At 71.2% G+C, this 11,766-nt stretch carries 10 protein-coding genes; 3 read left to right on the top strand and 7 right to left on the bottom strand.

Annotated features, from left to right (window positions below; all coding sequences use genetic code 11):
* The first annotated feature begins 1 nt into the window (after position 1).
* Complete coding sequence (locus tag AC067Z_RS11790) at positions 2-1,573, top strand: NADH-quinone oxidoreductase subunit M (protein WP_478789309.1); 1,572 nt, start codon at positions 2-4, stop codon at positions 1,571-1,573.
* On the top strand, positions 1,570-3,225 hold the full coding sequence (nuoN, locus tag AC067Z_RS11785; RefSeq protein ID WP_478789308.1) for an NADH-quinone oxidoreductase subunit NuoN: 1,656 nt from the start codon (positions 1,570-1,572) through the stop codon (positions 3,223-3,225). Before AC067Z_RS11790 ends, nuoN begins: the two co-directional genes overlap by 4 nt.
* Before the next feature lie 65 nt (positions 3,226-3,290).
* Here nuoN and AC067Z_RS11780 read toward each other — a convergent pair whose 3' ends face one another.
* The 6 genes from AC067Z_RS11780 to AC067Z_RS11755 are packed head-to-tail and all read right to left on the bottom strand — an operon-like array spanning position 3,291 to position 10,119.
* Positions 3,291-6,002: a fumarate reductase/succinate dehydrogenase flavoprotein subunit gene (locus tag AC067Z_RS11780; RefSeq protein ID WP_478789307.1), complete on the bottom strand. Its 2,712-nt coding sequence runs from the start codon at positions 6,000-6,002 to the stop codon at positions 3,291-3,293.
* A 12-nt stretch (positions 6,003-6,014) separates the two neighbouring features.
* Positions 6,015-6,800, bottom strand: a complete 786-nt coding sequence (locus AC067Z_RS11775) for an ABC transporter ATP-binding protein (RefSeq protein ID WP_478789306.1) — start codon at positions 6,798-6,800, stop codon at positions 6,015-6,017.
* The gene (locus AC067Z_RS11770) at positions 6,797-7,708 is read right to left on the bottom strand and encodes an ABC transporter permease (RefSeq protein WP_478789305.1); all 912 of its coding nucleotides are present in this window, start codon (positions 7,706-7,708) and stop codon (positions 6,797-6,799) included. The genes AC067Z_RS11775 and AC067Z_RS11770 overlap by 4 nt, the downstream gene beginning before the upstream one ends.
* The gene (locus AC067Z_RS11765; RefSeq protein WP_478789304.1) at positions 7,705-9,063 is read right to left on the bottom strand and encodes an ABC transporter substrate-binding protein; all 1,359 of its coding nucleotides are present in this window, start codon (positions 9,061-9,063) and stop codon (positions 7,705-7,707) included. Before AC067Z_RS11765 ends, AC067Z_RS11770 begins: the two co-directional genes overlap by 4 nt.
* Positions 9,064-9,077: 14 nt before the next feature.
* Positions 9,078-9,305, bottom strand: coding sequence for a 4Fe-4S dicluster domain-containing protein (locus AC067Z_RS11760; RefSeq protein WP_478789303.1), 228 nt, complete (start codon positions 9,303-9,305; stop codon positions 9,078-9,080).
* A gap of 43 nt (positions 9,306-9,348) precedes the next feature.
* Entirely contained in the window at positions 9,349-10,119 is a 771-nt protein-coding gene (locus AC067Z_RS11755) for a GntR family transcriptional regulator (RefSeq protein ID WP_478789302.1), read from the bottom strand.
* 238 nt (positions 10,120-10,357) lie between these two features.
* Here AC067Z_RS11755 and AC067Z_RS11750 point away from each other — a divergent pair, with 238 nt between their 5' ends.
* The gene (locus AC067Z_RS11750; protein WP_478789301.1) at positions 10,358-10,759 is read left to right on the top strand and encodes a hypothetical protein; all 402 of its coding nucleotides are present in this window, start codon (positions 10,358-10,360) and stop codon (positions 10,757-10,759) included.
* A gap of 100 nt (positions 10,760-10,859) precedes the next feature.
* On the opposite strand, the gene AC067Z_RS11745 is transcribed toward AC067Z_RS11750, so the two are convergent.
* Positions 10,860-11,654 (bottom strand): DUF4190 domain-containing protein, encoded by a 795-nt coding sequence (locus AC067Z_RS11745; protein WP_478789300.1) that lies wholly within the window; start codon positions 11,652-11,654, stop codon positions 10,860-10,862.
* Positions 11,655-11,766 lie beyond the last annotated feature (112 nt).

Raw genomic sequence — 11,766 nt, 5'->3', positions numbered from 1 at the left:
CATGTCCTTCCCGATTCTGACGGCCATGGCGGTACTGCCCGCGGTCGGCGCGATCGCCACCGCGGCCGTGCCCGCCTCGCGCCGGACCGTGGCCAAGTGGCTGGCGCTGCTGGTCTCACTGGCGACTCTGGCGCTCGCCGCGGTCGTGCTCGTACGGTTCGAGCCCGCTGGCGCCCGCTATCAGCTGACCGAATCCCACGCCTGGATCGCGGACTTCGGCGTCCGTTACGAGCTGGGTGTGGACGGGATCGGGGTCGTGATGGTGGCGCTGACCGCGCTGCTGATCCCGTTCGTGATCCTCGCGGGCTGGCACGACGCCGACCCCCTGGAGACGAAGTCGTCCCGCTGGCGCCCGACCCAGGGCTTCTTCGCCCTGATCCTCATGGTCGAGGCGATGGTGATCCTCTCCTTCGAGGCCACCGACGTCTTCCTCTTCTACATCCTGTTCGAAGCCATGCTCATCCCGATGTACTTCCTCATCGGCGGCTTCGGCGACCGCGCCCACGCGGGCACCGACGAGAACGCGGCGGCCCAGCGGTCGTACGCCGCGGTGAAGTTCCTGCTGTACAACCTGGTCGGCGGCCTGATCATGCTGGCCGCCGTCATCGGTCTGTACGTGGTCGCAGGCACCTTCTCGCTCTCCGAGATCGCCGAGGCGCGCGCCTCCGGCCAGCTGGAGATGGCGACCACCACCGAGCGGCTGCTGTTCCTCGGCTTCTTCTTCGCCTTCGCGGTGAAGGCGCCGCTGTTCCCGCTGCACACCTGGCTGCCCAACGCCATGGGCGAGGCGACCACCCCCGTCGCCGTGCTGATCACGGCGGTCGTGGACAAGGTGGGCACGTTCGCGATGCTGCGCTTCTGCCTCCAGCTGTTCCCGGAGGCGAGCAAGTGGGCCACACCGGTGGTCATCGTCCTGGCCCTGATCAGCATCGTCTACGGGGCGCTGGTCGCAGTCGGCCAGCGCGACATCAAGCGCCTGATCGCGTACGCCTCGATCTCGCACTTCGGCTTCATCATCCTGGGCATCTTCGCGATGACCAGCCAGGGCCAGTCCGGCGCCACGCTCTACATGGTCAACCACGGGATCTCGACCGCCGCGCTGATGCTGGTGGCCGGCTTCCTGATCTCCCGGCGCGGGTCGCGGCTCATCGCCGACTACGGCGGTGTGCAGAAGGTCGCGCCGGTCCTCGCCGGCACGTTCCTGATCGGCGGTCTGGCGACGCTGTCGCTGCCCGGACTGGCGCCGTTCGTCAGCGAGTTCCTGGTCCTGGTCGGCACCTTCTCCGCCTACCCGGCGGCCGGGATCATCGCGACGACCGGCATCGTGCTCGCCGCGCTCTACACCCTCGTGCTCTACCAGCGCACGATGACCGGTCCGGTGAAGGCCGAGGTGAGCACCATGCCCGACCTCAAGGCGCGTGAACTGGTGGTCGTCGCACCGCTGATCGCGCTGCTGCTCTTCCTCGGTGTGTTCCCGAAGCCGCTGACGGACATCGTCGACCCGGCCGTGGAGCACACGATGTCCGACGTACAGAAGAAGGACCCCCGGCCCGAGGTGGAGGCGGCACGATGAGCGCAATGGCTGTCCACAGCCTGTGGACAACGGCTGCGGAGGTCGAGCCGCTCGGCAAGATCCCCGCGCCCCACATCGAGTACGCCCAACTGGCACCGGTACTGATCGTGGTCGGTGCCGCGATCGTGGGCGTGCTCGTGGAAGCCTTCGTCCCGCGGCGGGCTCGGTACTACACCCAGGTGTTCCTGACCGTCGTCGCGCTGGCGGCCGCCTTCGCGGCGGTCGTCGGCCTCGCCGCCGGCGGATACGGCACCACCAAGGCGCACATCGCGGCGATGGGCGCGATCGCCGTCGACGGACCGGCTCTGTTCCTCCAGGGCACGATCCTGCTGTCGTCGCTCGTCGCCGTGTTCACCTTCGCCGAGCGCCGCCTCGACCCGGCGGCCCACGGCAACCGCATCGACTCGTTCGCCGCCGAGGCCGCCGCGGTCCCCGGCAGCGACCACGAGAAGGCCGCGGTCAAGGCCGGGTTCACGACCACCGAGGTGTTCCCGATCGCGCTGTTCGCGATCACCGGCATGCTGGTCTTCCCGGCCGCCAACGATCTGCTGACGCTGTTCATCGCGCTGGAGGTCTTCTCCCTCCCGCTCTACCTCCTGTGCGCACTGGCCCGCCGCAAGCGGCTCCTGTCCCAGGAGGCGGCGGTGAAGTACTTCCTGCTGGGCGCCTTCTCCTCCGCGTTCCTGCTGTTCGGCATCGCCCTGCTCTACGGCTACGCGGGCTCCGTGTCGTACGCCCGGATCGCCGAGGTCGTCGACGGCAGCGTCCGCACCATCGACCCGGCGCTCGCCGACACCATGGGCAACGACGCGCTGCTGCTGATCGGCGGCGCGATGATCCTCATGGGCCTGCTGTTCAAGGTCGGCGCGGTGCCCTTCCACATGTGGACGCCCGACGTCTACCAGGGCGCACCGACCCCGGTCACCGGCTTCATGGCGGCGGCCACCAAGGTCGCCGCGTTCGGTGCGCTGTTGCGCCTGCTGTACGTGGTGCTTCCGGGCCTGACCTGGGACTGGCGCCCGGTCATGTGGGCCATCGCCATCGTCACGATGCTCGGTGGTGCGATCGTCGCCATCACGCAGACCGACATCAAGCGGCTCCTGGCGTACTCGTCGATCGCACACGCCGGTTTCATCCTGGCCGGTGTGATCGCCACGACCCCGGAAGGCGTCTCGTCCGTCCTCTTCTACCTGCTCGCCTACTCGTTCGTGACGATCGGCGCGTTCGCGGTCGTCACACTGGTCCGCGATGCGGGCGGCGAGGCGACGCACCTGTCCAAGTGGGCGGGTCTCGGGCGGCGTTCGCCCCTGGTGGCTGCGGTGTTCGCGGTGTTCCTGCTCGCCTTCGCCGGCATTCCGCTGACGTCGGGCTTCTCCGGCAAGTTCGCGGTCTTCACGGCGGCGGCGGAGGGCGGCGCGGGAGCGCTGGTCGTGGTGGGTGTGATCTCGTCGGCGATCGCCGCGTTCTTCTACATCCGGGTCATCGTGCTGATGTTCTTCAGCGAGCCGAAGGCGGACGGCCCGACGGTCGCCGTGCCGTCCCCGCTCACGATGACGACGATCGGCGTCGGCGTCGCGGTCACGCTGGTCCTGGGCGTCGCACCGCAGTACTTCCTGGATCTGGCGGGCCAGGCGAGCGTGTTCGTGCGCTGAGCAGCCCCCTGCACAGCCGAAGGTCCGGCGCCTCCTCGGGGGAGGGGCCGGACCTTCGGCATGGATCACTCCGCGTTGACCCGCCCCGCGTACGCCCGCACGTCCGCGTCCGGGTCGTGGACCGCGGTGGTCAGCGCGGCGCGGGCGTCCTCGTCCGCCGTGTGCCGCAGCAGCGCGAGCACCGCGGCCTTGCGGACGTCGGCGTTCGCGTCGCCCAGCGTCTTGGCCAGGGCCGGCACGGCCGTGTCCGTGGCCGCCGCGCCCAGGGCCGTCGCCGCGCCCGCCCGGACCTGCCAGGCGGTGTCGGCCAGGGCGCGGACCGCCTCCTCGGCGAGCGCGGCCGGGCAGCCGGCCGTGCCCAGTGCCCCGAAGGCCGCCGCCCTGACGAGGGCGTCCTCGTCGCCCGCCAGTCCCGCGAGCGGCGCCAGCACGCGGGGGTCCGCGACCGCGGCCAGGCCCTTGGCCGTGGCGACGCGGACCTCGCGGGCCGTGTCCGCCGCGGCGGCCGACAGCGCGTCGACCGCGTCCACCGACACCAGGGCGCGCACCGCGGCGATGCGGACCCCGATGTCCGGAGCGCCTGCTGCCGAGGCGTAGACGGCGGCGTCGCCCAGGCGCAGCGCGCGCAGCACGTCGAGTGCGGCGGCCGGGACCACCGGGTCGGCGGAGGTGAGCGCAGCCACCAGCAGGTCGCGTAGTGCGGGCTGCGGGGGCAGCGTCTCCACCAGTTCACGCAGCGAGTCCGCCGCGGCGGACCGCACCCCGGAGTCGGGGTCGGTCAGCGCCCGGGCGAGCGCCGGGCCGGTGCCGTCCGGGGTCGTCTCCGTGAGTGTGGCGACGGCCGCGCGCCGCACCGAGGGGTCGGCGTCGGTCAAGTAGGGGGTCAGGTCGGTCAGTTCGGGCTCGCCCTCGGCGAAGGACAGCGCCTGGAGGATGCGCGGTGACGCGGTCGCGGGCCCGGCATCGGTACGTACGGGCGCGGCCGCGATACGGGACCCCGTCGGCGCCACCACGCGCGGGCCGGCCGTTGCCACCTGCGCGAGTGCGACCTCGCCGAGATGCCGGGACGGGCCCCCGACCGCGGCGTACTCGTCGACCGGAACCAGATACGGAGCCACGGGCCGCGCCGTGAACTCCATCGTCCCGGCCTCCGACTTGCGCAGGTCCAGATGGTGCAGCCAGCCCTCGTCGTCACGCTGCGGATGGTCGGTGCGCTCGTGGTACAGCCCCCAGCGGGACTCCGTGCGTGCCAGCGACGAACGGGCTGCCATCTCCGCGCAGTCCCGGATGAAGCTCACCTCCGCGCACCGCATCAGCTCGTGCGGCGTCGTGGCTCCCATCTCCGCGATCTCCGTGTGCATCCGCTCGAAATGCTCCACGGCGAGCGAGAGCCGCGCGCCGCTCTTGGGAGGCGCGACGTAGTCGTTCACGAAGCGGCGCAGCTTGTACTCGACCTGGGGCTGCGGCGCGCCGTCGGGTCGGCGCAGCGGCCGGTAGACCAACTCGTGTGCCGCGCGAAGCTGTTCGGCGGGGAGCTCCCCCTCGTACGCCTGGTACCGCGCGGCGTCGGCACCGGCCAGCTCGCCGAAGACGAACGCGCCGATCATGTAGTTGTGGGGGACGCATGCCAGGTCACCGGCGGCGTACAGCCGTGGCACGGTGGTGCGGGCGTGGTCGTCGACGCGTACGCCCGACGCCGAGTGCCCGCCGCACAGACCGATCTCCGAGATGTGCATCTCGATGTCGTGGGTGCGGTAGTCATGGCCGCGGTTCGCGTGGAACGTGCCGCGGGTGGGCCGTTCCGTGGTGTGCAGGATGCCCTCCAGTGCCGCGACCGATTCCTCGGGGAGATGGCTGAGCTTGAGGTAGACCGGGCCGCGGTCCGAGGCGAGCTCCTCCGCGAACTCGGCCATCATCTGGCCCGACCAGTAGTCGGAGTCGACGAACCGCTCGCCGTGCCGGTTGACCTGGTAGCCGCCGAAGGGGTTGGCGACGTAGGCGCAGGCGGGACCGTTGTAGTCCTTGATCAGCGGATTGATCTGGAAGCACTCGATGCCGGTGAGGTCGGCTCCGGCGTGATACGCCATGGAGTACCCGTCGCCGGCATTGGTCGGGTTCTCGTACGTGCCGTACAGATAGCCGGAGGCGGGCAGCCCGAGACGCCCGGCGGCCCCGGTCGCGAGGACGACCGCGCCCGCGCGCACGGTCACGAACTGCCCGGTCCGGGTGTTGAAGCCGGCCGCGCCGACGGCCTGTCCGTCCTTCGTCAGCACGCGCACCGGCATGACCCGGTTCTCGATGCGGATGCGCTCGCGCATCTCGCGGCGGCGCAGCTGCCGGTAGAGGACCTTCTTGACGTCCTTGCCCTCGGGCATGGGCAGCACGTAGGAGCCCGAGCGGTGCACCTGGCGTACCGCGTACTCGCCGTGCTCGTCCTTCTCGAACTTCACGCCGTACGACTCCAGCCGCTGCACCATCGCGAAGCCGCGGGTCGCGGTCTGCCGGACGGTGGACTGGTCGACGATGCCGTCGTTGGCGCGGGTGATCTCGGCGACGTAGTCGTCCGGTTCGGCGCGGCCGGGGATGACTGCGTTGTTGACGCCGTCCATGCCCATGGCGAGGGCGCCGGAGTGCCGGACGTGCGCCTTCTCCAGGAGCAGCACGTTCGCGCCGTGCTCGGCGGCGGTGAGCGCCGCCATGGTGCCGGCGGTGCCGCCTCCGATGACGAGGACGTCGCAGGAGAGCGCCTCGGCGTCCGCGAGGGAGGGGATGTCCATGGTGCGTGCCTCTCAGATGTCTCGGCTGCCGAGGGATTCGAGGACGGTGCGGCGCAGGGCGACCGTGGCCGGATCACCGTGCGCCGCACGGTCGCGGGGCCGCGGGACGTCGAGGACGTCGAGCACGCCACCGTTGCCGAGCAGTGCGACACGGTCGCCGAGGAAGACGGCCTCGTCGACGTCGTGCGTCACGAAGACGACGGTCGCGCCGGTGCCCCGCAGAACGTCGACCAGCAACTGCTGCATACCGGCCCGGGTCTGGGCGTCCAGCGCGCCGAAGGGCTCGTCCATCAGCACCGCGCGCGGCTCGCCCGCGAGCGCGCGGGCGAGCTGAACGCGCTGCCGCTGCCCGCCGGACATCCGATGGGGGTACTTGCCCTCGTGCCCGGCGAGTTTGACCCGCTCCAGCCACTGCTCGGCCGCAGCCCGGCGTTCGGCGCGCGCGAACCCCTTGATGGCCAGGGGCAGTTCCACGTTCGCCCGCACCGTGCGCCAGGGCAGAAGGGCGTCGTCCTGGAAAACCAGCGCCCGGTCGCCGCGAGGAGCGGATACGGGCTCCCCGTCCTGGGCGACGTCACCCGCGAGCGGGGGCAGCAGCCCGGCGAGGGTGCGCAGCAGGGTCGACTTGCCGCAACCGGAGGGTCCGACGACAGCGAGGATCTCGCCGGGCACGATGTCGAGGTCCACCGTGTCGAGCACGGGTGCCCCCGCCCGCCCGAGTGCGGCCCCGCGCAGGGTGAGCCGTACGCCCTGAACGGCGGCCCGTTCCTGAGTTTTCGTGGTGGTGTCGGTGATCATGAGGGCGTTCCTCCTCGTGCCGTGCCGGCGGCTTCGGGCTGCTCCCCGCCGATGGGCGCGGTGGTTGCGGGCGCGGGGGCCACGGGTGGGGTGGCGTCGCGCCGCGGCCGGTGCTTCACGGGCCGGGGGCCGGCCGGTCCGGCCGACTCGGTGCGGGGCAGCCACCTGGTCACCCTGCGCCCCGCCACCTCCACGGCGGTCGAGGTCAGCCAGCCCAGCACCCCGATGGTCGCCATCCCGACGAACACCCCGGGGTAGTCGAGGACCGTGTAGTCCTGCCAGGTCCGGTAGCCGACGCCGTACTCGCCGGAGATCATCTCCGCGGAGATCACGCAGATCCACGAGACGCCGATCCCCACGGACAGGCCCCCGAGGATCCCGGGCAGCGCGCCCGGCAGTACGACCGAGCGCAGCACCCGCCACCGGCCGCCGCCCATCGTGCGCACGGCCTCCTCCCACACCGGGGTGAGCGCGCGCACCGCGTGCCGGGTCGAGACCAGTACGGGGAAGAAGGCGGCCGTGAAGGTGATGAACACGATGCCCTGCTCGTTGCTCGGGAAGAGCAGGATCGCCACCGGCACCAGGGCGATCGCCGGTACGGGGCGCAGCACTTCGAGCACCGGGCCGACCACGTCCTCCACCACGCGCGACCTGGCGATCGCGGTGCCGACCGCCACGCCCGCCACCGCCGCCAGCGTGAAACCGGTGACGATGCGGGTGAGGCTGTCGGACAGGTCCTGCCAGTACGCGCCGCTGCCGGCCCGTTGCCCGAAGGCGTGGGCGACGTCCGTCACCGTCGGGAACTGCTCGAACCGCAGCCACAGGTTGACGTCGTACGCGGTCAGCAGCTGCCACACCCCGAGCGCACCGGCCAGGGACAGGACACGCAGCACCCTGCGACCGGTCATGACGCGGCACGCTTCAGGATGTCGGCGTACGGGACGGTCACCGCACCCGGGTGTCCGGCCGTGTACGCGGCGGCCGCCGACGGGGTGACGAACGGCAGCGCCTTCGCGCCGTCCGCGACCCACACCGCCTTGTCGGCGAACCAGGGTGTGCCGGTCGTGGTGTCGGGCACATACGCGGCCCGCACCTTGTCCGGACCGGCGCCGGCCACCGCCTTCAGCAGCGCGCCGGGCGAGTCGAAGGATGTGGTGGTGCCGTCCTTGCGCCACACCTCGGAGCGGGCAGCGGGGGCTGTCGCGGCGAGGGCATCGGCGTACTTCGTGCCGTACACCCGCTTGATGTACCGGTCGTCCACGAACGCGTCCACGTCCACATCGCCCACCAAGTCCGCCGACTTCAGCACCGGCACGTCCTGCTTCAGCGCCGCGACGAGCGCGGGCTTGACGGTCGGATCGAAGGTGGCGATGCCGTTGGCGCCGTTGTAGAGGTAGACGACCTCGGCCGGCAGCCCGGTCGCCTTCGCCACCGACTCGGCCGCCGCGACCGGCTCGGTGCGCAGGTACGTGGTGGCCCGCAGCTGAGCGCGCAGGAAGTCCTCCAGGACCTCGGGCCGCTTCTCGGCGAAGGACTCGACAGCGGTGACCCCGTGGAAGGTCGGCAGCTTCAGCTCGGCGCCGTCGTAGAGGGCCTTGGCGCGGCCCTGGAAGGCGAGCAGTCCGGGCCAGGCGACGAACTGCGAGAGGGCGTCGGCGCTGCCCGACTCGAGCGCCGAAGCACCCACCGACGGCTGCTGGTTGAGCTTGCGGATGTCCTTGCCGGGGTCGATGTCCGCACGCTGCAGGGCGCGGACGAGTGTGCCGTCGGCCGCCGAACCGACGGACGTGGACACCTTCTTCCCGCGCAGGTCGCCGAGGGAGGCGAGCTTCGAGTCCGGCGCGGTGACGATGGTGTTGAGGCCGCCGCGCAGGTTGTAGCCGGTGACGGAGACGAGCTTGGTGGGCCGGTCGAGCTGCTTGCCGCGGGCGGCGTTGAGCAGCAGCGGGAAGTCGCCCATCGAGCCGATGTCGATCTTCCCGGCGGTCATCTGCGCGGTGATCGGTGCGCCTGTGGCGTAGTCCTGCCACTTCACCTTGTACGTGATGCCGTCGCGTGCGCCCCGCTTCTTCAGCTCCTCCTCGAAGTAGCCGAGGGAGCGCAGCAGGGTGCCCGCGGTGACGGTGTTGATCGTCTTGGACTGGTATCCGACGGTCACGGTGACCGTGTCCGCGTCCCCGGCGTTCGCGTCGCCGCCGCATCCGGTGGCGAGCGGGACGAGGAGCGAGGCCGCGAGGGCGACGGCAAGAGGAGTGCGCTTCATGGGAGTCGGGCCTCTCAACGGAGCAGATAGGGCATGTTGACCGTGACTGCGCCGGTGGGACACCGGGCTGCGCACGGGCCGCAGTACCAGCACTCGTCGACGTGCATGTAGGCCTTGCCGTTGTCCGACTTGATGGCGAGGGAGTCGAGCGGGCACATGTCGACGCACAGGGTGCAGCCGGTGATGCACTTCGACTCGTCGATGGTCACGGGCACGTCGGCCCGCTGGGGCACCAAGGGCATGGCTGTCTCCAGTGAGAGCGGTACGGAGGTCGGGGCGTCGGGGTCAGCAGGCGCGGTGCAGCAGGCCGCTCATGGCGATGCGGTCGCCGCGGAAGCGGATGAACTCCAGGTCGACGGGCCTGCCGTCGGCGAGGTGGGTGAGCCGCTCCAGCATCAGCACGGCGGCGCCGCGCGGCGCCTGGAGGACGGCGGCGGAGTGCGCGTCGGCGTTGACGGCCTCCAGGGTGATCTCGGCGGTGCCGAGCAGCTGACCGGTGAGGCGCTCGAGGAGCCGGAACACATCGGTGTGCTCCAGGTCGCAGCCGATCAGTTCGGCGCCGATGTCCATGGGGACGTAGGTCAGGTCGAGGGAGAGTGGCAGGCCGTTCAGCCGGCGCAGCCGCTCGATGTAGAGCACGTCGCTGTGCTCGGCGATGCCCAGGCGGCGGGCGACGGGTGCGGGGGCGGTGACGGGGCCTGCGGTACGGACCTCGTTGGTGACCTCGCCGTGTTCGTGCAGGGTCTCGGCGAGCCCCTGGAGCCGGTCCAGTCCGTGCGGGTACTTCTCGGACACCACCACAGTGCCGACCCCCGGCTGCCTCTCGATCAGCCCTTCACCGCGCAACAGGTCGAGGGCCTGCCGGACGGTGTTGCGGGAGACGCGGTAGTCGGCGCCGATGGTGCCTTCCAGGGGCAGGACGCCGCCGGGGAAGCCGCCGGTGCGCACCTGGTGGCGCAGCAGGTCGGCCAGCTGCCGCGCCTGGTCCGCGCGCAGCCGCCGCCGGCGTGCGGCGGCGAGGGGCACGGTGTGCTCACGGAGGCGTTCGGCTGGCATGCGGTGGACCATACCGACGGTGTTCGCCGAATGGTGTTGCCGCAGTATTGCGCCACTTGAGGCCCCGACAGCGCGGCCTTGACCTGCAGGTTCGCCGGTCGCGAGGGAAGATCTGCCACTCGGCCGGGGGACGGGGACGGGCCCGGTGGTGCGCTGAGCCGCCCGCCCGAGCAACCAATGATCAAGGCCCGGCGTCATCCCAGGGGCACCGGGCCTTGATCGTTCATACGGGGGAGTAATGCGGGAGCAGTCAGAGGAACAGGCACAGGGTCAGGCACAAGGTCGCGGACAGGACCAGGAGCAGGGGCAGGACCAGAACCAGGGACAGGACCAGAACCAGAATCAGGATCAGGATCAGGATCAGGATCAGGAGCAGCCCAAGGCATCGGTGTTCACCTCCACCCTGTCGCTGCTGCTCATCGGACCCGCACTCCTGCTGCTGCGATTCCTGGGCGAGTTCACTTGGATCTACTGGACCGCCGCGGCCATCGGTGTGACCGGTGCCGTCATCGCGGTCTTCGAGTTCGTCGCCGCGATCCGTTCGCTGTTGCGCCGCAGGCGGATGCTCGCCTCGGTCTGGGCCGCATTCCTCCTGGCTGCGGGGGTCTTCGTGCTCGGGCTCAGGCTGAGCGGGAGCTGACCTCCCGCTGCCCCGCGCCCCCAGGGTCTTTCGTCGGGATCAGGCCGGCTCAGCGGGCGTGCAGGGCACCGCGAGCCCGGCAGGATCCGAACGAGAGGCCCTATGCCCCGGAGCCGGCGCCCGAGCCGGCGCTGCGCGCCGAACCTGTGCTCGACCCGCTGGTGTCGCCCAGGAAGCAGGTGACCTCGCGGTCGCCGAAGGCCCAGCCGGCGGCCTGCGGGTGGTAGTAGTACACCTCCAGCGTCTTCGGGAGCTCGGCGTCGTTGCCCACGTAGTCGGTGAGCACGGTTCCGGCGCACTTCTCCTCGGCGGCCGCGACGACCTCCTCCGTACCGGGGTACGGGCCCTCCTCCAGGTCGAAGACGGCGTACGCCTCGGCCTCGTGGGGTTCGGTGCAGGGAACGATGCTCACCGAGAAGGCGGCCTCACCGCCCTCCTTGCCGTACTCCTCGAGGTCGTCGTTGGTGTTGAAGCAGTCGCCCTTGTGGATGTCCTGCACGTCGCTGGAGCCCGGGCTGGTCACCTGGCCGCCGTTGTCGCGCCGAGGCTCGGGACCGTCGTCGAGTGCGCCGGACAGGCCCAGTACCAGGACCAGCGCGTAGAACGCGATGGTCACGCCGTGGATGGCGATCGCGGCGACGGCGAAGCCCTTGCCCCGCTCCCCGCGGTTGCGGATCTGGGAGAGGGCGATGATGCCGAGGATGAGCGGCACCAGCGGCACCGCGCACACGATCGACATGACGAACCCGACGATGGCCAGGGCGTTGGTCTTCTGCGGCGGCGCCGGCGCGTACCAGTTCGCCGGGCCGCCGTACGGGCCGGGCTGTCCCTGCGCGTACGGTCCCGGCTGCGGGTACGGCCCTGGGGACGACGGCGGTTGCGGCGGTATGGACATGCTGCGTGGCGCTCCTTGTGCCGAGGGTGAGGCCCGCAACCTATAGCCGGCCACCGACAGTCCGGACACCGGGTGCGCTCTCGCCGGGGCAACCCCAGGTCGGCGCCGCCGC

The sequence above is a fragment of the Streptomyces sp. NPDC043812 genome (assembly GCF_056436245.1).
Note: the sequence above shows the minus strand (reverse complement) of the source record. Positions and strands in the feature narration are given on the sequence as shown.

Coding starts and splice junctions, on each gene's coding strand:
- AC067Z_RS11790 (WP_478789309.1), top strand. CDS start 2: ATGTCCTTCCCGATTCTGACGGCCATGGCGGTACTGCCCGCGGTCGGC.
- nuoN (WP_478789308.1), top strand. CDS start 1,570: ATGAGCGCAATGGCTGTCCACAGCCTGTGGACAACGGCTGCGGAGGTC.
- AC067Z_RS11780 (WP_478789307.1), bottom strand. CDS start 6,002: ATGGACATCCCCTCCCTCGCGGACGCCGAGGCGCTCTCCTGCGACGTC.
- AC067Z_RS11775 (WP_478789306.1), bottom strand. CDS start 6,800: ATGATCACCGACACCACCACGAAAACTCAGGAACGGGCCGCCGTTCAG.
- AC067Z_RS11770 (WP_478789305.1), bottom strand. CDS start 7,708: ATGACCGGTCGCAGGGTGCTGCGTGTCCTGTCCCTGGCCGGTGCGCTC.
- AC067Z_RS11765 (WP_478789304.1), bottom strand. CDS start 9,063: ATGAAGCGCACTCCTCTTGCCGTCGCCCTCGCGGCCTCGCTCCTCGTC.
- AC067Z_RS11760 (WP_478789303.1), bottom strand. CDS start 9,305: ATGCCCTTGGTGCCCCAGCGGGCCGACGTGCCCGTGACCATCGACGAG.
- AC067Z_RS11755 (WP_478789302.1), bottom strand. CDS start 10,119: ATGCCAGCCGAACGCCTCCGTGAGCACACCGTGCCCCTCGCCGCCGCA.
- AC067Z_RS11750 (WP_478789301.1), top strand. CDS start 10,358: ATGCGGGAGCAGTCAGAGGAACAGGCACAGGGTCAGGCACAAGGTCGC.
- AC067Z_RS11745 (WP_478789300.1), bottom strand. CDS start 11,654: ATGTCCATACCGCCGCAACCGCCGTCGTCCCCAGGGCCGTACCCGCAG.